The 18,690-nt window shown below is 64.5% G+C and carries 27 protein-coding genes; 3 read left to right on the top strand and 24 right to left on the bottom strand.

The features are described 5' to 3' along the window. Positions 1–110 precede the first annotated feature (110 nt). The 18 genes from J7E86_RS09710 to J7E86_RS09625 form a co-directional block, all read right to left on the bottom strand. A complete protein-coding gene (locus tag J7E86_RS09710; protein WP_215081155.1) occupies positions 111–1,121 on the bottom strand; it encodes a hypothetical protein in 1,011 nt (336 codons plus the stop codon). Next, the gene (locus tag J7E86_RS09705; RefSeq protein WP_215081154.1) at positions 1,118–2,467 is read right to left on the bottom strand and encodes a DUF3987 domain-containing protein; all 1,350 of its coding nucleotides are present in this window, start codon (positions 2,465–2,467) and stop codon (positions 1,118–1,120) included. Before J7E86_RS09705 ends, J7E86_RS09710 begins: the two co-directional genes overlap by 4 nt. Positions 2,468–2,581: 114 nt before the next feature. Beyond that, positions 2,582–2,842 (bottom strand): hypothetical protein, encoded by a 261-nt coding sequence (locus tag J7E86_RS09700; protein ID WP_215081153.1) that lies wholly within the window; start codon positions 2,840–2,842, stop codon positions 2,582–2,584. Beyond that, entirely contained in the window at positions 2,833–3,081 is a 249-nt protein-coding gene (locus tag J7E86_RS09695; protein WP_215081152.1) for a hypothetical protein, read from the bottom strand. Before J7E86_RS09695 ends, J7E86_RS09700 begins: the two co-directional genes overlap by 10 nt. 515 nt (positions 3,082–3,596) lie before the next feature. Next, positions 3,597–3,794, bottom strand: coding sequence for a hypothetical protein (locus tag J7E86_RS09690; protein ID WP_215081151.1), 198 nt, complete (start codon positions 3,792–3,794; stop codon positions 3,597–3,599). Then, entirely contained in the window at positions 3,788–4,183 is a 396-nt protein-coding gene (locus J7E86_RS09685) for a hypothetical protein (RefSeq protein ID WP_215081150.1), read from the bottom strand. Before J7E86_RS09685 ends, J7E86_RS09690 begins: the two co-directional genes overlap by 7 nt. Then, positions 4,183–4,566, bottom strand: a complete 384-nt coding sequence (locus J7E86_RS09680) for a hypothetical protein (RefSeq protein WP_215081149.1) — start codon at positions 4,564–4,566, stop codon at positions 4,183–4,185. The genes J7E86_RS09685 and J7E86_RS09680 overlap by 1 nt, the downstream gene beginning before the upstream one ends. Before the next feature lie 193 nt (positions 4,567–4,759). Beyond that, positions 4,760–5,272, bottom strand: a complete 513-nt coding sequence (locus tag J7E86_RS09675; RefSeq protein ID WP_215081148.1) for an antirestriction protein ArdA — start codon at positions 5,270–5,272, stop codon at positions 4,760–4,762. Beyond that, the gene (locus J7E86_RS09670) at positions 5,269–5,538 is read right to left on the bottom strand and encodes a hypothetical protein (RefSeq protein WP_215081147.1); all 270 of its coding nucleotides are present in this window, start codon (positions 5,536–5,538) and stop codon (positions 5,269–5,271) included. The genes J7E86_RS09675 and J7E86_RS09670 overlap by 4 nt, the downstream gene beginning before the upstream one ends. 542 nt (positions 5,539–6,080) lie before the next feature. After that, positions 6,081–6,335, bottom strand: a complete 255-nt coding sequence (locus J7E86_RS09665) for a hypothetical protein (RefSeq protein WP_215081146.1) — start codon at positions 6,333–6,335, stop codon at positions 6,081–6,083. Then, positions 6,332–6,679, bottom strand: coding sequence for a hypothetical protein (locus J7E86_RS09660; protein ID WP_215081145.1), 348 nt, complete (start codon positions 6,677–6,679; stop codon positions 6,332–6,334). Before J7E86_RS09660 ends, J7E86_RS09665 begins: the two co-directional genes overlap by 4 nt. After that, positions 6,676–7,059, bottom strand: coding sequence for a hypothetical protein (locus tag J7E86_RS09655; protein WP_215081144.1), 384 nt, complete (start codon positions 7,057–7,059; stop codon positions 6,676–6,678). The genes J7E86_RS09660 and J7E86_RS09655 overlap by 4 nt, the downstream gene beginning before the upstream one ends. A gap of 140 nt (positions 7,060–7,199) precedes the next feature. Further along, the gene (locus tag J7E86_RS09650) at positions 7,200–7,424 is read right to left on the bottom strand and encodes a hypothetical protein (protein ID WP_215081143.1); all 225 of its coding nucleotides are present in this window, start codon (positions 7,422–7,424) and stop codon (positions 7,200–7,202) included. 95 nt (positions 7,425–7,519) lie between these two features. Then, on the bottom strand, positions 7,520–7,870 hold the full coding sequence (locus tag J7E86_RS09645) for a hypothetical protein (RefSeq protein WP_215081142.1): 351 nt from the start codon (positions 7,868–7,870) through the stop codon (positions 7,520–7,522). A gap of 1,090 nt (positions 7,871–8,960) precedes the next feature. Next, the gene (locus J7E86_RS09640; protein WP_215081141.1) at positions 8,961–9,296 is read right to left on the bottom strand and encodes an Lsr2 family protein; all 336 of its coding nucleotides are present in this window, start codon (positions 9,294–9,296) and stop codon (positions 8,961–8,963) included. 29 nt (positions 9,297–9,325) lie between these two features. Then, positions 9,326–9,979 carry an HAD family hydrolase gene (locus J7E86_RS09635; RefSeq protein WP_215081140.1) on the bottom strand — a complete coding sequence of 218 codons (654 nt, stop codon included), beginning with the start codon at positions 9,977–9,979 and terminating at the stop codon, positions 9,326–9,328. Between the two features lie 83 nt (positions 9,980–10,062). Continuing rightward, positions 10,063–11,016, bottom strand: coding sequence for a hydroxymethylbilane synthase (gene hemC / locus J7E86_RS09630; protein ID WP_215081139.1), 954 nt, complete (start codon positions 11,014–11,016; stop codon positions 10,063–10,065). Then, positions 11,013–11,525 (bottom strand): NUDIX domain-containing protein, encoded by a 513-nt coding sequence (locus tag J7E86_RS09625; RefSeq protein WP_215081138.1) that lies wholly within the window; start codon positions 11,523–11,525, stop codon positions 11,013–11,015. The genes hemC (J7E86_RS09630) and J7E86_RS09625 overlap by 4 nt, the downstream gene beginning before the upstream one ends. Before the next feature lie 129 nt (positions 11,526–11,654). On the opposite strand from J7E86_RS09625, the gene hemC (J7E86_RS09620) reads away from it, so the two are divergent. Continuing rightward, positions 11,655–12,596: a hydroxymethylbilane synthase gene (hemC, locus tag J7E86_RS09620; protein WP_215081137.1), complete on the top strand. Its 942-nt coding sequence runs from the start codon at positions 11,655–11,657 to the stop codon at positions 12,594–12,596. Here the strand turns inward: hemC (J7E86_RS09620) and J7E86_RS09615 are convergent. From J7E86_RS09615 to J7E86_RS09605, 3 genes are all read right to left on the bottom strand, one after another. Then, positions 12,593–13,510, bottom strand: coding sequence for a hypothetical protein (locus tag J7E86_RS09615; protein ID WP_215081136.1), 918 nt, complete (start codon positions 13,508–13,510; stop codon positions 12,593–12,595). The genes hemC (J7E86_RS09620) and J7E86_RS09615 overlap by 4 nt on opposite strands. 433 nt (positions 13,511–13,943) lie before the next feature. Further along, positions 13,944–14,189 (bottom strand): hypothetical protein, encoded by a 246-nt coding sequence (locus J7E86_RS09610; protein ID WP_215081135.1) that lies wholly within the window; start codon positions 14,187–14,189, stop codon positions 13,944–13,946. Positions 14,190–14,355: 166 nt separating this feature from the next. Continuing rightward, positions 14,356–14,544, bottom strand: coding sequence for a hypothetical protein (locus J7E86_RS09605; protein WP_215081134.1), 189 nt, complete (start codon positions 14,542–14,544; stop codon positions 14,356–14,358). 126 nt (positions 14,545–14,670) lie between these two features. Between J7E86_RS09605 and J7E86_RS09600 the strand changes: the two genes are divergently transcribed. Beyond that, complete coding sequence (locus J7E86_RS09600) at positions 14,671–15,927, top strand: helix-turn-helix transcriptional regulator (RefSeq protein WP_215081133.1); 1,257 nt, start codon at positions 14,671–14,673, stop codon at positions 15,925–15,927. 450 nt (positions 15,928–16,377) lie between these two features. On the opposite strand, the gene J7E86_RS09595 is transcribed toward J7E86_RS09600, so the two are convergent. After that, positions 16,378–16,992, bottom strand: coding sequence for a hypothetical protein (locus J7E86_RS09595; RefSeq protein ID WP_215081132.1), 615 nt, complete (start codon positions 16,990–16,992; stop codon positions 16,378–16,380). A 77-nt stretch (positions 16,993–17,069) separates the two neighbouring features. Continuing rightward, positions 17,070–17,348, bottom strand: a complete 279-nt coding sequence (locus tag J7E86_RS09590) for a GntR family transcriptional regulator (RefSeq protein WP_215081131.1) — start codon at positions 17,346–17,348, stop codon at positions 17,070–17,072. 158 nt (positions 17,349–17,506) lie between these two features. Here J7E86_RS09590 and J7E86_RS09585 point away from each other — a divergent pair, with 158 nt between their 5' ends. Next, on the top strand, positions 17,507–17,926 hold the full coding sequence (locus tag J7E86_RS09585; protein ID WP_215081130.1) for a hypothetical protein: 420 nt from the start codon (positions 17,507–17,509) through the stop codon (positions 17,924–17,926). A 174-nt stretch (positions 17,927–18,100) separates the two neighbouring features. On the opposite strand, the gene J7E86_RS09580 is transcribed toward J7E86_RS09585, so the two are convergent. Then, positions 18,101–18,349, bottom strand: a complete 249-nt coding sequence (locus tag J7E86_RS09580) for a hypothetical protein (protein WP_215081129.1) — start codon at positions 18,347–18,349, stop codon at positions 18,101–18,103. Positions 18,350–18,690 lie beyond the last annotated feature (341 nt).

Here is an 18,690-nt window from a genome sequence, read left to right as displayed (position 1 = left end):
GCGTTGTTAGGCAGCCTTCCACACTCCGTCGCGCCACTTCGTCACGAGCACCCAGTAGCGCCCCCGCACGATTTGTGTGGGACGCCGCCTGGGCATCGCAAGCGGGGTAGTCACGCGGAGGGCAGGAACTGCATTTCCGGGGTCAGCCACCCAATCACCTGCCCCGAGGTGAGGTGCAGGACTGCGCGACCGTATCCCGCCGTCTCTTCCTGTGACAGCCACCCCTCGTAAAGCAGACCCCGAAGCGGCTTCGTTCGAGGCGACGTGACCTCCGGGTCGGGCTGCTGGGTTTTGGTCACTGTCGGCTTGGTCGTGAGGGCGTCATCGTCAGGCAATAGCGCCCACCAGACCCGCGACTTAAGAGTCCCCTTGAACACCCAGTCGCCCGTCTCCGCATGAACCAGCCCCGGACCCGCCCTATTGCTCCTCCACACCACGGGAACTTCTTGCACAGGGCCGTGATGGTCCCCGCCGGCCTCACCGCCGAACAGGAACCGGAACCGTCGACCGTCAACATCACTGGGGCAGCGGATGTGCCCCAGCTCCGACTCGTGCCACTGAGCACCTTCATCAGGGACCTGCGCCTCCTCCTCAGGCGGGGGTGCCCACCAGATGGGCGTCTGACGAGTGGCGGTCAGCAGCACCTCTCCCGTTGCCGCGTCATACAGCTCATAACGGCCGTCACCAACGGCCCTGATCCCAGCCAGTATGCGCGTGGACGGCTTGACCGATCGTTTCCCGCCCTTTCCGCCGAATAGCCCCCGCACCTTGCCCTTTATCCGCCGGGTGCCGGGGATATTGCCTAGTGCGTCGTTGACCCAGTCGTCCGAAGTGGGCTTACGGGTTCTCTCGACCGTCCCGGTCCCGGGGAACAGCGTGGTCCACGTGGATCGCTCGGAGGGGTCTGTGCCGGCGAGCCCGATGCACAACCGCACGCCGTTCGTACGTCGCCCGTTCCGCTGGGCCTTGACCTGCTTCGCAGGGGCCAGCAGGGTGCCCGTGCGGGTCACCTTGTGACCTCGGGTGTCGACTCCGGAGGCGGTCACGTAGTCGCCAACGGCCAGTGTGGAGAAGGCACTCTCGAACTGCGCCATGTCCTCGTCTCCCTTGAGGTCCTTCACACCAGCTCCAGTTCCATCTGGGGCGCCTCGACCGCGGCGGCCGTCTTCCGGCGAGCAGGCGCCTTGCGCTTCTGCTGTGCGGTCACGACCCGCAGCGCGGGCTTATGCTCCTGCCGCGGCTGGGCGGGCTGTACCTCTGCCGAGTCCTGGTCCACGAGCTGGTAGTAGATCGTGGGTGCCCCCCGGCCAGGCGTTGTCTTCTCGCTCCAGGACTTGACCTCGTCCATGCCGTCGACAGCGGTCTTCAGGCCGGCTGCGTTGGCTCGGTTGCCCAGCGACCGCAGGAGCTGGCTGGAGGTGGCGGTGCCCCCGAAGCGGGCGAGGGCATCGATGACGCTTTCCTCCAGCGTCTTACCAATGCGTGTACCGGCCGAGGTGGTAGCGGCATCGCGCACCAGTTTCTCGGCGGAGGCCATGCTGTACTGCACAAATTCCCATGCCGCGTCCAGTGCCCGCTTGCTGACCCGCGTCTTCATTTCCGCCGCTGTGAGAACCGAGGCCACCCGCACCACCTGCTCCTCGGAGCGCTCCAGGTAGCAGGAGATGCTCTCGGGCAGGTTGATCAGCCGCTCTTCGATCTCATCCCGGAGCTGGTCGAAACGATCCTCTGCGGCCTTGGTCAACTCCATCGTCCGCTGCTCCGCGCAGGCCCAGCGGTACGCCTCGGCCAGCTTCATACTTGCGGGCGCTGTGGTGTTGGCCGAGTACGGGAGACGCTTACTTCGCTCAACCGTTACCGGAAGAATTCGGTTGAGGGAGCCGCCCAGAGCCTCGGAGGCGGAGACGTATTTCGCCCACTCGCCGGGTGTGATGTGCGCGTGCATCCCCAGCAGCGGCCTGCTGACTTCCTGGGTCCCTTCCTTGGTCTTGTTGCTGATCGGCTTCCCGTCCCACGCGGTTCGGAGAAGCGGTGAGAACGTGGGGCACCGCTTCGCCCTTTTAAGGATCGTCGCCCACTCCTCCTCGACGATCAGCGCCCGACCGTCGACGCCGCCTTCCGTTCCCAACGTCTCCATCTCCAGTGTGAAGAGGAAGTCGACGAGGGCCGGGCCGCTGGCGATGCCGGAGACGGTTCGCGCTGTGATGTACCGGCCCACACCACCGTTCAGAATCTGTCGACTGGTTCCGTACGCGTAGCCCTTACGCCCGATCGCGGACCGGCCGGCCAGCACGGTCCACAGCACAACGGGCCGGCCCTTGTCTGTGGTGACTGTCCGGCTGATGGCCGATGAGTACTGCGCCAAGACGGCCGCGTACACGCCGACCGGGTCGGCCTCGGTGTACGGCATCGCAGCTTGCACAGCCTCACCGATCGGTCCATAGCTCATGCCTTTGAAGGCAGTCATGGGTATTCGCTTTCCGCAGGCGCCCATGCGAAAGGGGCCAGGATCCGACGACCCTGGCCCCTTTGGAAGGCGACCGCTGCCTCGTGTTTAGCGCGTTGGTGGATTTATGGGCGGTTAGGCAGCTCGCATGAGCCGCTCTCTTTGCGTGGAATCACGGAGCCGCGTCCGCGCGGCCTGGTACTCGTACACGGCCTCGCGAACCAGTCGTTTGGCTACGGATTCCGGGTCGGCGTACTTGTTGGCCATCTCACCGCAGGCGCGAAACACTTGGTCAAGCTCCGCCATCCGGTCGGCCGCACGGTCGAGTTGCGAAGTGCTGCGGGCGAGTTGTCGGATGTGGTCGCTGTCCTCCATGTAGCGTTTCATCAGGCCCACGACCGCTCCTTCGCCAGCTCGACGTCAGCCATCCGGCATACCCGGTACTGGGCAGGCACGAGCACCCGGCCATCGATCACGCTGATCAGCGAACGAGTCTTCACAGTTACACCTATGAGCGTGGTTCGGTTCATGGGGGATCCGCTGTGAACGCCGCCGACAATCCAACCGTCGACTCTGCGACCTTCCGCGCACTTTCCTTTGACGTACTGGCCGTACCGGTACTGCTTCGGGGTCATGTCTCTCTCCTCAGCGGCTGCGCCGCCGCAGTGGGCGCCAGATGATGCCGGGCCCTGCCTTCTCGGGGCTGGCGTGAAGGTCGCAATACGGCCATGAGCAGAACCGGGGGTCGCCGTGGTGTTCCCAGTCCTCCCACCACGTGGCCGGGTCATCGCACGCCTTGCATTTGATGGCGCCATTGGGGAGCCGTGTGGGTTTGAAAACTCGTCGGGTCTTCATGCGCGATCGACCGTTGACCCACAGAATTGGCACAGCAGGCGGTGCCCCCGCTTCTCTTGATGCGACCAAGGGAAGCGGAGGGTTGGCCCGTAGATGTCTTGCGCGAATTCATCCCAACCGTGAGCGTTTCCGCACGGCTGGCACGCGTACTTAGCTCCGAGGAAACTGCTCGGCCAGTGCCAATAGGCGTCGTTCGGTGTTTCGGTAGTCACAACTTGCCTTCCATGAGTGACCAGCAAGGCCGACCGCCACCGGGCGGTCGGCCAAGCAACTCACTCACGCTCAGGTGGACGGGTCAGTCCGAGTCGGGCCAGGTGAAGCCCGCTCCTCGGGCTTGCCACTGGACGGCTTCGTAGAAGTCGGCGCCGCCTTTGTCGGCCAGCTCCGCCAGGACGACACGGGACAGGTGCATGGGGTTCGGGACACGAGACCGAACGGCCACGGCATCGGCGGTCGCGATCAGCAATCGGGCAAGGGCGTCGATGATCAGCACTGGGTCCCCAGGGCAAGAGGGTCGGCGGCCGGGGCGGCCCGGGGGCGGCCGAATGGCGGGCGTCCGCGCGCGGGGACGTCACCGTCCGGGCGGATCTGGAGGAAGCCGCCAGGCATGGTGTCGAGCCGGATCGGCGGGCCGGTCTCCGCCCACTCCTCCTCCCAGCCCGGGGCCGGCTGCCCCTCGGCGGCCAGGAGGACAGGCATGGCATAGGCGGTGATCTCCTCGGCGAAGTGCTGCCGCCACGCGTTGAAGATGGGGAAGAGGTCGGCGAAGTCGTCCACTTCGACACAGGCGCGCGCCCGTCTGGGGTGGGTGTCCTCCGCGTACGCGGGGGTGTCGGGCTTGGTCTTGTCGCCGAGCGCCATGATCCAGACATGGAGGGTCATCAGGCGTTGCCTCCTTGGTGGTGGTGCTCGGATGGCTCGGCCTGGAAGAACTTGGTGAACAAGGGCTTGATGTGCTCCCGCCGCAGGATGCGCCGGGTGGGCCGGTCCAGTGGCCCGCCGGTCACGGGGTGGCGGGCGAGCGCAACCGCCCGGTCCATCAGGAGGTGCGGCGACCGGTTGCGGATGAACGCCGCGCAGGTCTCGCAGGCTGCCCAGGGTTCCGCCCAGACCTCGGTCTGACCGGTCGGCGTGATTGCGATGATCGCCTTCCTCGTAACGAAGGCCGTGGCCGCGCTTGCGCGTGTGCAGAAGTCGCAGACGCGGATCACACGGTCGTCAACGGGGACAGGCTGGGCTTCGTGGTCCCAAGGTTCGTCACGCACGGGGTGCTCGTATCGCGGGGGCGTCAGACCGAAGCCGTCGAAGTGGGATTCGAGCGGTGTGAAGCAGGTTCCGCACATGCGCGGGTCAGGCGTGATCAACATGGGTTCGTCTCTGAGTCGTACGATTCGGCGGTCGGCTGACCGGCCGTGGCCGCCCTCGGCCAGCTCAGGGGTCGAGGGCGACGACGGCCGGTCAGCCGTGGCTGAGAACGGCAAGGCCCTCGGAAGTGCGGACGGTGACAAACTCCCCGCCCACCTCCCAGTCGTGGGCCATGGCCTTAGCGATCGACCAGCGGTAGTCGTGATAGTGCTTGGGCAGGTCGCCGAGGTCGTCGATCCACTCCCAGGCGTAGTCGGTCAGGGAGTCGTGCACTCCACAGAACCGGTCATCGATCGCTTCGGTGATTTCCTCGGGCTCCAGGCCCTCGCCCAGGAGGTAGCCCACTACCTCGGGCGGGTGCTGGGTCACCAGCTGCGCGAGGGCGGAGACCGTCTCCAGGGACTCGTACTCCCCGATGTCGATGCCGCCGAAGTCCTCGTAGTCGTGGATCGCGAACTCTTCCGCGTCCGGCTCCGGCGACGCCTTCAACATCACGTTTACCTCAGTGCCCAGGTCTTCGGGGGCCTGGTCGGCGGCGATCCACACTCCGTGCAGGCGGCCGTTGACGTAGTCGGAGAGGCTGGCGACATAGATGCGGGGGCTCATTCTTCGCACTCCCCGACCAAGTCGTAGAGGAACGGGTTCCACGCGTCGTGGTAGTCCTTGCGGTAGATCTTCGGCGGGCGGGTGACGCCGTGCTCCTCCGCGATGAACGAGAGGGTCATGGCGGGCATCTCTCGGTAGAGGCGCTGCCGCCAAGAGCCCAACACAATGTCGACGAAGGGCCCTTGCTGTTCCTCGCGCCAGATGCGCACTCGGATGCGGTCGCGGCTCTCTTCCCACTGCCCCGCACGAATGATGATCTGTCCCACGGTGGTTCTCCTCAGTGAATGGCGCACAGGCCGTAGGGCCTGCACCAGCCGTTAATGGGGCGGTCGATGCGGAGCGCGTGCCCGTCCCACCGCTCCAGGGCAGCTATCCAGGGGTCGAGGTGGTCAACACAGAGGTGGGCGGTGATCGGCACTCCGCTGCCGTCCGGACGACCTGAGGTCACATGCCGAGAAGCGGCATGATCCGTGTTGTGTTCACATCGCATTGCCATTGGATTTCAGCCCTATCCGCAGAGGCCGCAGCGGCGCACGTGCCTTACGAGAGCCCGAGCCGCACTCTGTCGAGCACCAATACCCCGGGTGACTGCTCCCCGAGCGTTTGAATCAGTGGACGCCCTATCTGCGTAGCCCCACTCCATCCGAATATCCTTAGCAGCCCGCGTCTCGATACCCTTGAATATTTTGCACTGATATTTCACGGATTTCCCTTTCAGGATTCAGTTACGGCCCTGTCGCGGCTGACCGGCCATGCAAAAGGCCGCTCGACACTGCAATCGAGCGGCCTGAAGCAAAGCGAGTCAGAATTACTCCGCCTCACGCAGGATGCGTTCAAGAGCTCCGATCATCTGTCGCGCGTGGGCTGGGCTGATGGGCATCAGCCCTTGTGTTTCCCACTCCTTCGCCCCTGAGACGGCATCAGAGGACCAGACGGCAATCGGCATCCGATCGGCATCCAAGCCGAGTTCCAACGTGTGCCGTATACCGCATTCCGTCGTGACCCAGAACTCGCGGAACGAATCCTCTTCCGGGTACTTCTCAACGATATATTCCGTCGTCATGCCACCGCCGCCTCAAGGTCCGTCATGAGAGCCCGCAACAGCAATTGCGCGTCGAAGGCTTGATCTGTCTGCATCTCGTCCATGCGTCGCACGTCGTCGACACAGTCCGCGTCGTTGAGGTCTGGGTCATATGAGGGAACCTCCTCACGGAGGCACCGAAGCCATTGCGCTTCATGTTCGCGAATGCGCTTGATGGAGCTTCGGAGGACATCGACGCTCTTCTCCTCCGGGCAGACGTGCTCGTCCCATTGACAGTGCCCACAGGCATTGACCTCGCCGTCTTGATCCGGGAACCCCAAGTCCATGCCGCAGGAGCCGCAGTGCGCGTTGCCGGTGTCGATCACTTGTCACCCTCGCCCTTCAGGAACTTCTCAAGCTCGGGAAGACCGCGCTTACGAAAATCCTCGGTGAGCTCGTCGGCCGCAGATTCGATCGCATTTTGCTCCAGCTCCTGCCATTCCTCGTCGATCTCTTCCACGAAATGCATCGCCCCGGCAGCGACGATCAATGCGGGGTCAACGCCGTTCAACCGCGCAAGGTGGAAAAGATTGGCCATGAGGTCTCCGGCAACCTCGCGAATCACTTCTGCCCCCACCATGAGGGTTCCAGGGAAATAGCTTTCTCCTGTCTGGCCAGTCTCGCGGCCCATGGCCTCCATGGCGGTCAGGGCCCAGCGCGCGCGGGCCTCGTTTGCGCCAGCGGCACCGTCGTCATAAATGCTCATGAACTAACCTTCCGAATGGGTTATGTGATTCAGGTCTGCCGTAGCTGACAGGCCATGCAAAAGGCCCGACTATTCGGCCGAGCCTTGAGCAACGCGCGTCAGTCTCGATTACTGGGCTTCACCCTCGGACCGCTTCCACGCTATGACCACGACCACCAAGTCGCGATTTCCGAAAACGGCACCTGGTACTGTTCTTGCGCTACGCGCTCAATATCGACTGTCGGATCTTCCAAGGAAGAGATCGCAGCGTTGACTACCAGGTTTATTGCGTCTTCCTCGGGCTCCCCCAAACTGAGGTTTTCGAGCACAAGATCAGCTCCCCGATTGATCGCCTCTCGAACCTGCTCAATTGTGTAGTCGCTCATAGATTCCCTCGGATTTTTTGAGTAGGCTTTCCTGGCCGATTAGCCAGCCATGGCAAGCGCACGCAAGGCATGCGCCACCAAAGCTCGCCAATCTTCTAGAGCGTGATCACGTCGCCGTTAGCGACGTCATAGATAGCTAGCTGCGACTCAAACTCCCCGATAAGCAGGGCCTCTGCACGGTCGGCGACATTCATGGATAGATCGAGATATACGGTTTCACCATCCACCCACGCCCCATAGAACAAGCGCGCGTCGGCGTCCACTCGATAGGCGTACTCCTGTATGTAGTTGTCGAGTTCGGCCGATCCGAAAGCGTCGAGCGGAATAGTTCGCTCGCTGCCGTGCAGCGAAACCATGTACCCGGCCATCGGAACCGAGCGGCCTGGAGCATAGGTGGCCCCTCCATTGATGCGAATCTCTTGCGTGAGGGTTACAGTCGCGTTCATATTTACCCCCCATGGGTAGGTTACCGGACAACCATCGGTCAAAAAAAATAGGCTCTTAGGAACTCGTGGCATCACGCCTGACCTGCCATGCAGTGCGCTTAGCTAGCAGCCTATTCGCCCTGGAATCGCTCATCACATAGGCCGACCCCTTAGGGGTCGCTCGCCCTGTAGTGCGATATGTGACCGGCGTGAGCCCTTTAGGCTTATCACTGACTCGGTAGCTCTTGGCCATCGTCTCTGCCCTCCATAGCGACCCCCACAGTTGCTATCCCGTGGCAATCGCTAAAGAAGTCAGATTCCCCGACTCTTCACCTCCGATGAAATGGCTCGGAAGGTAGCCCACCTAGCGGCGTGACCCTTTAGGAGTGAGTCCTACGTGGTCTATGCGGCTGAACTACTGCGGTCTATCTGGGCCGTAGTTCCTGACCCTGTCGGCGTCTCGCTCTTTCCGACACCCAGAACATTACGCGGATCAGGGTTACCGGTCAACTTTGAACTGCGTGACCTGGGTCACAATACATCATTCCGCTAACCATCGAAAGGAACCGCGCGGATGCCCGCGAAGTAGAGCTACATAAGCGTAGCTGTCAAGATCTTCGAGAGTGACCCACATCTCAACCGGACAATGCATCGCAATTGAATGAATTAATTCCCCATTCACCATCCCAGTGTGATCCCGCCCACTCATTATTTAATTCATTCAATGCATGCACGTGGGGGTAATGCCCAAATTCATTCGTTCAGGACCCGCCGCGGGGCCCTTCCTCTGGCGATGTACGGGTATGAAACCTCGTGCCGACGCCGGCCGGGGAGGTCCGCACCGGGTTTCCGGGGTCGCCTGACGGCGGTGGATGGGGGTGCCCAGGCTGGCGAGGACGGCTCTCTGGGGCGTGAGAGGTGATGGGCTCCCGGTTCCACACGCGTGAATGAATTAATTCGCCCACCAGGGCGTGTTCCGTCTCACGATTCTCCCCTCAGGTGTCCACAGAGTGCGGAAAGGACACCGACATCTACTGTGTAGGGGGTTCTCTATAGACAAATGCGGCCCCCCTAGGGGGGCCGCATGATTGGTGCAGTACTCAGGCCGGAATTAGCCGTTTTGCTTGGCGTAGGCTTCGCGGATATCCGCCGGCACCCGGCCTCGGTCGTTCACGTTGTACCCGTTCTTCTTGGCCCAGGCCCTGATCGCCGCAGTGTCCTCGCTGGACCGAGCCACGGCCGGGCGGGCTGCCGGCTTCTTCCCCCTACCCTGCTTGCGGGCAGCTTTTACGAACGGCCCGAACGCCTGAAGCATTTGCTCGTAGCTGTCCGGACCCAGGTCGATTTCGTAGGTGACACCGTCAATGGCGAAGGTGTGCGTCTCCGCCTCCGAAATCTCCTCTCCGGTCAGGTCGTCGGTGTAAATCGTGATGATCTTCTGAGCCATGCGCAGAGTCTAGGGGTACAGCCCCCGCCCTAGGTGACAATGCCAGGCAGAAGCTCAGCAACCTCCAGCACAGTGCAGACGGTGTGCTGGGGCCGTGGACCTGAGTGCGGCGGCGGGTGCCCGTGAGAAACCCAGACCGTGGACAGTCCGGCGACGTGAGCGCCGGCGACATCTTGTTCGAGGCTGTCGCCGACCATCACCACATGCGGGCCGGGGCGAACGCCAAGCCCTGCCGTGGCACGGTGAAAAATCCGCGGATCCGGCTTCCATACCCCCACCGCGCCGGCGATGACCACAGCGTCGACAAGGTCGTACAAGCCCGCCTTGCGGAGCTTTGCGGTCTGCCTGTCGGTCGAACCGTTGGTGACCACCCCCAGGCGCCAGCCGGCCTCGCGCAGGTCGACAAGCATCGCGTGAACTTGTGGCTCGAGGGCGATCAGCTCGGACATGCGCTGCCGGTACTGGGCATGCAGTTTTGCGGCTGCTGGCTGCGTGCCGAAGGTCGACTTGAGCAGTTCGAAGAAACCGATTCGCTGCGAGATGTACTGGGTGTCGGCCTCCAGTAGCCACGCCAGGGGCACGCCGTACTGCTCGGCGAACTCAGACGCCCACTTCGCGAAGACCTCCTGCCGTTGGATCAGCGTCCCGTCGAAGTCGAACAACGCCACCGGAGCGGCAGCCACCGGCCTGATCCGTCGTCTACCTGGCATCCGGCCTGCTCCCTTGTTCTATAGACGCCAGTTCAAGACGGCTGAGGGGGCTCACGTCAGCGCGGTACGCCTTCGATCAGCTCCCGGGCCCCCTGCCGTAGAAGATCGGCGCAGACTCGGGCGCCCAGAGTGCCCGGATCGTTGCCTGCTTCGCCCCAGTGCTGGGCGTGCACGAACTGAGCGCCTTCACGGGTGAAGACCATGCCCCTGAGTACGAGCTGGCCGTCGGGGCCGGTGATGCAGTGACCGGCGATGGGGCTGTTGCAGCGGCCTCGGAGACCGTGGAGCATCACCCGTTCCGCGGTCAGCTCCTTCATGGTCTTGGCGTGGTTGAGCTGTTCGAGTAGTCCGGCGACCGGAGCGTCATCGCGGCGGCATTCGACACCAATGACTCCGGCGCCCACGGCCGGGATCATCTCGTCTACGGAAAGGATCTGTTCGGCCCGGTGTTCCAATCCGAGCCGGCGCAGGCCGGCAAGGGAAAGGATCATGGCGGACCAGCCTTTCTTACCCTGATCGAGCCTTTCCACGCGGTTGCCGACGAGACCGCGTACTCGCTCCACCTGGAGGTGCGGGCGGTCCCGGAGAACCTGCGCCTTCCTCCGTACGGACGACGTAGCGACCGTTGCTCCTGGAGGGAGGTCAGCGAGGGCCCTGTGTTCTGCCCCTTCGGGGAACAGGACGACGTCCCGGACATCTTCGCGGGGAAGGTATGCGGCGAAGATCAGGCCCTCGGGGAGGGGCTTGTCTCCGGGAACGTCCTTCATGCAGTGCACAGCGATGTCAACGCTGCCGCGCTGGAGCATGTGATCGATTTCCTTGGTGAAGAGCCCTTTCCCGCCCAGGCGTGCGAGGTCGCCCTGCCACAGGTCGGCCTGGGTCTTGCAGGGGACGATTTTGGTGGCGGTGTCCGGGGAGTGCTTGCGGATCAGCTCGGCGACCTGCTCGGCCTGGGCGAGTGCCATGGGAGCTGCGCGGGTGCCGATTCGGATCAGTTCGGGGTTGCTCATGCTGGTTCTCCCATCTCGTGGAGGTACGCGACCGACCCGTTGTCGGCGGCCTTGACCAGCCGGTAAATGCGCTGGGCGTCAGGGGGTTTCATCAACGTCTCCCATTCGGTCATGGCCCTCAAATCCCAGTCGTCGTGCTCGCTGGACAGCTCGACGCAGGCGTCCATGTACTCGACCTCGAGTCGGCCGCCATCGAAGAAGTACGCGATGCGGTTACCGGTCCAGCCGCGCACCGGGAGGGAGAAGTCCGTGCCGATGAGCCGCAGCGGGCGGTTCCCCGGTGCGATGCCGGCTTCTTCGCTCAGTTCGCGGAGAGCCGCCTGCACGGGGTACTCGCCGTGGTCGAGGTGGCCCCCGGGGAGATGCCAGGACCGCGGGCCGGCTCCGGTCTTGTGCAGCAGCAGCACGCGTCCTCGGTAGTCACGTATCAGCACGGCAGCCCATGCGGTGCCGTGAGGAAGGGATGCCTCGAATACAGTTCGGGGCAGGGTCTCCGGGTGTTCTTTCATGATCGCTCCTCCGGTTCTCCAATGCCGACAATCAGTCGGAAAACACGCCGACAAAAAGTCGGAAAAGGCACCGGTGGACCGCAGTAGCATGTGCGCTCAACGCCCCTTGTCGAACATGGAGTTGACGCCATGACCACGGGTTCCACGGTGATTGTCGGATCACGGGCCAGCCGCCTGGCCCGAACGCAGGTCAAGGAATGGCTAGGGCCGATTCGCAAGCAGTTCCCGAAGGTCACGTTCAAGCAGCGGGTGGTCCTGGAGGGCGGGGACGAGGATCGCCAGACGGCTTCGCTCGCCGAGGTTGCTGCGAAAACGGAAAGCGGGAGCGCTTTCTCCGGCAAGCAGCAGCGTGCCCTGCTCGCAGGAGACGTTGATGTTGTCGTGCATTCCTTCAAAGACCTGCCTACCGAGCCCACGCCGGGGTTGGTGGTCCTCCCGGTGCCCGGCCCCCGGGAGGACGTACGGGACGTGCTGTGCGGCCACACCCTCGCCACACTGCCCACCGGAGCCCGTGTCGGCACCGGAGCCCAACGGCGCATCGCGCAGTTGCTTGCCCTGCGCCCCGACATCGTCACTGTGCCCATCCGGGGAAACGTCCCCCCGCGCTTGGGGAGGCTCAAAGGGCCCGGTGCTGTCGACGCCGTTCTCCTGGCCGCTGCTGGACTCGGCCGGCTGGGCATTGGCGCCGAAGTTTCTGAACACCTCGACGTCACGATTTTCCCCCCATCCCCAGGCCAGGGAGCACTCGCGATCCAGATCCGCGCAGACAACGAGCGCCTGAGGGAACTGCTCGCCGGTACCGGTGACGCAGCCGTAGACGCGGCTGTACGCGCAGAGCGGTCGATGTTGAGTGCACTGCACGGCGGGTGCTCGGTGCCCGTGGGAGCCCACGCCGCAGTGGACGGGGACGGGCTACTCCTGTCCGGCACGGTGACCTCCCTCGACGGAAAGGAACAGGTCCGCGCTACCGCCAGCGGCCCCTCGGGTGAACCGGAAGCACTGGGGCAGGCGGTAGCACGGGAGCTGCTCGAACGGGGTGCGGGCAGCATCCTTGCCGCGATCCGCGGCTAGAGCGTGCGGGCGACCTCCATCGCGCCGTACGTGATGACGCGCTCGGCTCCCGATCGCTTGAGCATGGTGAGTGCTTCCACCAGTGGTCGCACGTCGCGGGAGCCGTCCTCTGCCACCGGGGCGAGGCGGTTGTACTCCCCGCTGACGGAGAACGGCATCAGCGGGGCCGGGCACGCCTCGTGCAACCGGATGAGCGTGTCCACTGTGAAGAGGGCCGGCTCCAGCAAGATCATGTCGGCGCCATCAGCGACCATGGCCAGGCCCGTCTGCACAGCTTGGTCGGCTCGCCGCGGAGCGATCTGGAACGCCCTGGCACCCGAGGCCGGCACGGCACGCATCGTGAGCCGGTACCCCTCGTACAGGGACGAGTCGAAGATCAGGTGAGGCATGATCGACACGTCCGAGTGGCCTGCCTCGTCCAGTGCTGTTCGCACAGCCCGGGTGGTCCCCGGAATCATCGCGGCCGGTCCAACGATGTCGGCGCCGGCTTCGGCCTGCGTGACCGCCTGGGCGGCTAGCACCGCTGTCGTTGCTCCCACGTCGACCACGCCTCGGTTCGCGACGTAGCACTCACCGCTGCTGATGTAGGAGCAGACGCAGGTCTCCGTCATGATCGCAACGGCCGGGGCTTCGTCCTTGGCAGCCCTGATCGCGCGTGCCATCAGGCTGTGGGGAGAATCCGCTTGAGATGCCTGGTCATCGCGCAGGCGACTGCCGGCGAAGAGTTTCACCGACCGAATCCCGAGAGACGCCGCCTCTCGGACGACCTGCGGGACTTCCCTGAGGGTGATGGTCGGCATGGGATGGTTCGCCGCAGCGTCGTCCTCCCGCAGCAGGAGTACCAAGGACAGGTCCGCCGGGGTCAAGGCGGGACCGGCAAGAAAGTTCCTGACAGCGGGACGATGGACGGGCATGGTCTGCTCCTCCGGTCAGAAGTGCTCACCGCGCCAGTGCGGAGACCTTCCCCGCACTGTTGGTGCACTTGCGGGCCCGCCCGGCTGTCGCAGCCCTGCCTCCACGACAGCCGGACGAGCACCCTTCCTGCCCCTCCCGAGGGGGGAGGACTGGGAGAGGCAGGGATCTAAGAGGGCGCCCGAGCCGCGCGCTTGCGCTGCTCGTGAAGCCTGGCGAGCGCCTGGAGCTGCCGTATTTCCCATGAAGTGGCACGCCGTACCCGACTCGGGTGCGCGTCCCATCTGAACCCAGTAGGGCGAGTGATGCGGATGAGCCGCCCCTCGAACGAGGTCAGGATGCCGGGCATCCCCGCCGCGCTGTCGTAAACGGCCATACCGATCTGAAGGCTGGCCGGCAGCGCCCCGCCCGCCTTGTTGGAGTCCTTAGGCGGGCTCATCGTCGGCACCTCTCGGGCTCGTCGGCCCTACCGTGCTCGACAACGTGGTCCGCGAGGACGGATCCTGGCGGCGCACTGACGATCACAGGGTGCCCGCAGGTCTGCCAGAAGCTGTTGTGCCCCGTCCGCTTCATGTGCGCGTACATCCACGATTCGGCGGCCTTGAGGTCATCCAGGATGCTGAACTCTGCCTCGCAGCCGTCTTCCCGGCACTCGGCGGAGAACTCGGCCGCGGTAGTCATGTCCTGGGTCGTTACCCAGTTGGAAAATCGGTGACGGCTTCGGCTCACGAGTGCTTCCCCTTGTGCTGCGCGAGCTCAACCACAAGGTCAACGACCTTGCCCATGTCGCCGACGCGGCGAGCCTTCACCTTCTTCGCCTCCAAGCGGGCGCACTCCTCGCAGGTCTTCACTGTGACCGCCGCCGGGCCGCGGCACGCTCCTCGCGACTGGCCAACCTCAAGTTCTTGCGGGGGCAGTGCCACTCCCGTCCGCCGCCGGGCGGGCGGAGCCACACCACCGACGCGCACTCCTCCATGACCTCGCCGAGCCTGTCGTTGCCGGTGTCCATCACCAAGGCCCCGGTGCGGTACGTCATTGCCGTCTCCCTCAACATCACGAAGGCTGATGTTCAGTCAACGGCGCACGGGGGAATGTGCATAGATGCCAGGCTGTAGGCCATCGCTATGCCTCTTGTATGCCAGGAGACCCAAAGGGGAGGCCCATGGCTGTCGGCGACGAGATCCGGAAACTGCGCGAGGCCCGGCGCCTCACCCAAGCTCAGCTTGCGCGCTTACTGAACATTGCCCGGTGGGGGGACGAAGCGGCCAGGAGGAAGGGCACGTGCACCGGGCACTACGTGTACCGGTGGGAGAAGGGCATCAGGCATCCAGAGGACTGGATGCCCTACCTCGAACGCGTGCTGGAGGCCGATCTCACCAGTTACGGTGAAACTCCCGTACGCGATGCGGTTGTTCTTGACGTGGAAGGGCTGGTACCTCCTGTGGACCGTCGGGCTTTCCTTGGAGCCGGTGCTGTAGCCGGCATCGCACTGTCCGCCCCCTCAGCTGCGGCCCGAGGCCGCCGCATCGGCCATGCCGACGTAGTCCGCGCCGGCCAGCGTCTGTCAGCGCTGCGCCGCCTTGACGACTACAGCGGCGGCGTTTCCGTCTATCCGAAGGTGATCGCCGAGATCGGCACCCTCGCGGGGATGGCCGCGCACGGCACGTACTCCGATTCCGTGGGGCGCAAGTTGCTCGGGGCGCTCGGCGAGCTGTACCAATTCGCGTCGTGGACCGCGTTCGACGCCGGGCGAATCCCCCATGCCAGGAAGCTGGCGCAGGCCGCAGCCAGCGCCGCGAACCAAGCCAGCGACTTCACGCTGGGAGCCACGGCCCTGTCCGAGCTGTCGTATCTGACGGCGTCCACAGGTGACCCTCGTGAAGGCGTGGCTATGGCCGAGGCATCGCTGGCAAACGCCCCCAAGGATGTTCTTCCTGCCGTAAGCGTCGTCCTGTCGGACCGGTTGGCGTGGGCATGCGCCCGGACGGGGGACTCCGCAGGGGTCGATCGCGCCCTCGGCCTGTCGGAGACGGCCCACGACAAGCGCGACACTTCCCGGGTAGAGGAACCGGACACCGTCTACTGGATCAACCGAGAAGAAACCCAGATCATGGCCGGCCGCTGCTGGGCCGAACTGCGCCAGCCGAAGAAGGCGGTTCCCATCCTGGAGGGGCTGACGACCCCATACGACGACACCCACGCCCGTGAGGTTGGACTGTACGCCTGCTGGCTGGCGGGGTCCTATCTGGATGCCGGCGCCCTCGACGAGGCAACCGCGTCAGCTGAGCGTGCCGCCACCCTCAGTTTCCACACGGCGTCGCCTCGGCTCAACGACTGGGTGAGCGGGACGCTCGACAAGTTCCGGCCACACCAGGACCACGCAGGGGTGCGGGAACTCCTCGGTGCCTATGCCTCGTAGTGAGCCTCCGCGAGCGCGGACGAACCGCCAAGGTCCTGACGGGGCGGGTCCCCTGCCCTGTCAGAACTTGCGGGCCTCCTCATGGAGTAGTGCTAAGCAGACCGGGTCGCCTCAGGCTCATTTGGGTAAGATTTTCCAGAATTTCGCACATTCGCCGCAGTTCAACTGACCGATCGAACGCGTAGGTATCCCACTGGTACAGGAGTACTCGCGTGTCCTCGACAAGCTCGCGATGATCTACTCGCAGATGTGGGGCCGCTTCCTTGAGGGCCTTCCGGGCGTAGTCAACGTCCCCGAGGAAGGCCCCGCCGTCAGCGGTGCAGTGCGTTTCGAGGAGCTGCCGCTGAGCCAGGCCGGCCTCGAGGAAGTGGAGCGCAAGGTGCAGCCCGACGACCGCCGACCTGTCCGCTTCTGCTTCCTCGGCAGCATGAATGAATTTATCGTGCGGTCTCACTGGGCGCCGCCGCTCTGGCCCACCGCGGCCGGAGGGAGAACACTGCCGTCGGGCCAGGGTGCCTGACCCGTCAGCGCCTGCGCGCCGAAGCCCAGCTCAACGAGGCGAAGGTCGGCACCCGCACGGTTGACGAGAGCCTGGTGCCCAGGGCCGGCTTCACGGATGCGTCCTCCGAAATCAACTCCTTCGAGGAGGCTGTAGCTGTGGTCCTTGCCGAGTCCGCTGAAGTCCACCCAGGGCAGCAGCGCGTACCCCTCGACGGTCCATACCTCCACCGCCATGCCGTCCCGCCCGTACGGCCCGATGCAGGCGCTGAGCTGCTCCGAAGTTCTCACGATCCCGTGCACGTGCCCGCGCTCCCATCGCGGCGATGACAGGTTCACACCCGCCTCCAGCCACGTTTCCGGGAAACCCTTGGGCATCAGGATGCCGGACTGTCGGACAGGGTCGAGGGCACGAGTTCGGATCTTCAGCTTCGTTGCGATGGAGCCGTCGAACGTCAGAGAAAGGCCAAGATCGGGATACCCGTCCTTGAGCGGGGTGATTCGGCTGGCAGACCCAACGATCTCAGGGATCGCCGCCGGGGCCGGAGTGCTTGCGCCAAGGATCATGGCGGTGAATGTATGCCCATGATCACCGGAACGGAAGCCCGTTCGATGGGGAGCCGATCTACGCGCTCCAGCCGCGCCTAACCTGCTGATGCGCCTTCGTTCGGGGCCTGCTGGTCGCGCGCCCTCACGTACGACCCGCGCTTCGGAACAGTCTCGACAAAGCCCCCGTCCCGCAGGTGCGCAACCGCGTTCCGCACGGTGTTTCGGGCCACTCCGTACCGCTCAACAAGCTCGCTCTCGGATGGCAGCGGACTACCCACTTCGAGGGTGCCGGCCTCGATATCCCGAATCAGGTCTGCCGCGATCTGCTTGTACGGCGGCTCCGGGGCCCGGTAGTTGATCTTGCTTGCTGCCATGTCATCAGCGTAGTTGGCTGAGCATCGCTGAACGAGGCTGAGCAAGGATAGACATACCTATACAAGGACGCTACCGTCGGGGCACAAGAAAACCCCGACAACCGATTTGGCCCGGTTGTCGGGGTCCTGATGCCAGCAGCTATCGAGGAGCTGATGACATGCGCGACCTTATCGCGCGCATCCAGATGTGGATGCTTCGGCTATTACTGCCTTCCCGAGGCCGGCACGCCCGGAAGCTCTCTGCCGAGGCAGAGTCTCCGGTCTCACCACTCGCCCCGCCCGTCGGCTGGCAAGCCGAGCCGCATACCAACGAACTCGCGATCACAGAGGCCGACCAGGTTTTCTGGTACGACGAGCCGCTGGTCCGCGATTTTGTACGGTTTCAAGAGGAACAGCGTGAAGCCGAGCGGCTGCAAGAAGAGGAGGACCGCCTTCGGAAAGCGCACCGGAGGGCAGCCCTTCTCGCGGCCGTGGAGGGGCATGACTACCCCGATGTGCTGTACCTCCACCCGGACACGCGGATAACGCCTGCCAGAGCTTGGACAGCGACGAGCGCGCTGGTGGGGACGCGGCTGTGAAGTGTCCGCACTGCGGCGCGCAGCTGGATCGGCTCGTTGAGCGCGCCAGTGGGCCAGCGGTCATGGTCCGCGCCCGACACCCCTGTCCGAGGGAGGGCGACGGCCAGTCGGGCCGTCAGGGCCGCTGAGCCCCCCATGTACTGCCCCGTCCGGCATCCGCTGGGCGGGGCTTCGCTATGCCTGGCCTCGCTGCCCGTAACGCAGGTTTCGAACAGCCTGTACGGCCATCGGGGACAACGCTATGACGGTCTCAGAGCCGTCGATGAGGATCCAGCCCTTCCGGCGCAACGCCAGGGCTTCAGGCCGGGCATCGTGACCTACTCCGGCGGACAGCTCATCGACTGTTGGAGCGCTGCCTGAGTCCAGGTGTGCGACGATCACGAACAGGAGACTCTGTTCCCCTTCGGTGATCCGGAAGTCCATATCCCGACCCTAGGCCGGGAAGCGGCAATCCGCCCTCTGCGCGCTCCTGACCTGCGAAAAAGCTGACAAGCCTGTGGTCAGCCGTGGGTCTAGCTCCAATGCGCCCCTGCAAGCTCCCACGCATCCCTGGAGCGCACGTGTGGCAGAACACACGGCAGGGAAGTTCCCATGCGAGCCTGCGGCAACTCGCCGCCCGCCCACGTACAGGAGGCACGTCATGAACAGCACCCTCCGCATTACCGCCACTGCCGCAGTGAGTGCCCTTCTCGCTCTGGCGGGCCTCTCCGTTGCTACACCTGCTCAGGCAGACATCGGCGTCCGCGCCAGTAACGGCAGTCTCC

Origin of the sequence: Streptomyces sp. ISL-11 (assembly GCF_018614525.1) — a bacterium.
In the GTDB taxonomy this organism is placed as follows: Bacteria; Actinomycetota; Actinomycetes; order Streptomycetales; family Streptomycetaceae; genus Streptomyces.
Note: the sequence above shows the minus strand (reverse complement) of the source record. Positions and strands in the feature narration are given on the sequence as shown.

Bases quoted from the DNA above. Each gene is read 5' to 3' on its own strand.
- J7E86_RS09705 (WP_215081154.1), bottom strand. From the start codon at position 2,467: ATGACTGCCTTCAAAGGCATGAGCTATGGACCGATCGGTGAGGCTGTG.
- J7E86_RS09695 (WP_215081152.1), bottom strand. From the start codon at position 3,081: ATGACCCCGAAGCAGTACCGGTACGGCCAGTACGTCAAAGGAAAGTGC.
- J7E86_RS09685 (WP_215081150.1), bottom strand. From the start codon at position 4,183: ATGACCCTCCATGTCTGGATCATGGCGCTCGGCGACAAGACCAAGCCC.
- J7E86_RS09675 (WP_215081148.1), bottom strand. From the start codon at position 5,272: ATGAGCCCCCGCATCTATGTCGCCAGCCTCTCCGACTACGTCAACGGC.
- J7E86_RS09665 (WP_215081146.1), bottom strand. From the start codon at position 6,335: ATGACGACGGAATATATCGTTGAGAAGTACCCGGAAGAGGATTCGTTC.
- J7E86_RS09655 (WP_215081144.1), bottom strand. From the start codon at position 7,059: ATGAGCATTTATGACGACGGTGCCGCTGGCGCAAACGAGGCCCGCGCG.
- J7E86_RS09650 (WP_215081143.1), bottom strand. From the start codon at position 7,424: ATGAGCGACTACACAATTGAGCAGGTTCGAGAGGCGATCAATCGGGGA.
- J7E86_RS09645 (WP_215081142.1), bottom strand. From the start codon at position 7,870: ATGAACGCGACTGTAACCCTCACGCAAGAGATTCGCATCAATGGAGGG.
- J7E86_RS09640 (WP_215081141.1), bottom strand. From the start codon at position 9,296: ATGGCTCAGAAGATCATCACGATTTACACCGACGACCTGACCGGAGAG.
- hemC (WP_215081139.1), bottom strand. From the start codon at position 11,016: ATGAGCAACCCCGAACTGATCCGAATCGGCACCCGCGCAGCTCCCATG.
- J7E86_RS09625 (WP_215081138.1), bottom strand. From the start codon at position 11,525: ATGAAAGAACACCCGGAGACCCTGCCCCGAACTGTATTCGAGGCATCC.
- hemC (WP_215081137.1), top strand. From the start codon at position 11,655: ATGACCACGGGTTCCACGGTGATTGTCGGATCACGGGCCAGCCGCCTG.
- J7E86_RS09615 (WP_215081136.1), bottom strand. From the start codon at position 13,510: ATGCCCGTCCATCGTCCCGCTGTCAGGAACTTTCTTGCCGGTCCCGCC.
- J7E86_RS09610 (WP_215081135.1), bottom strand. From the start codon at position 14,189: ATGACTACCGCGGCCGAGTTCTCCGCCGAGTGCCGGGAAGACGGCTGC.
- J7E86_RS09605 (WP_215081134.1), bottom strand. From the start codon at position 14,544: ATGACGTACCGCACCGGGGCCTTGGTGATGGACACCGGCAACGACAGG.
- J7E86_RS09600 (WP_215081133.1), top strand. From the start codon at position 14,671: ATGGCTGTCGGCGACGAGATCCGGAAACTGCGCGAGGCCCGGCGCCTC.
- J7E86_RS09595 (WP_215081132.1), bottom strand. From the start codon at position 16,992: ATGATCCTTGGCGCAAGCACTCCGGCCCCGGCGGCGATCCCTGAGATC.
- J7E86_RS09590 (WP_215081131.1), bottom strand. From the start codon at position 17,348: ATGGCAGCAAGCAAGATCAACTACCGGGCCCCGGAGCCGCCGTACAAG.
- J7E86_RS09585 (WP_215081130.1), top strand. From the start codon at position 17,507: ATGCGCGACCTTATCGCGCGCATCCAGATGTGGATGCTTCGGCTATTA.
- J7E86_RS09580 (WP_215081129.1), bottom strand. From the start codon at position 18,349: ATGGACTTCCGGATCACCGAAGGGGAACAGAGTCTCCTGTTCGTGATC.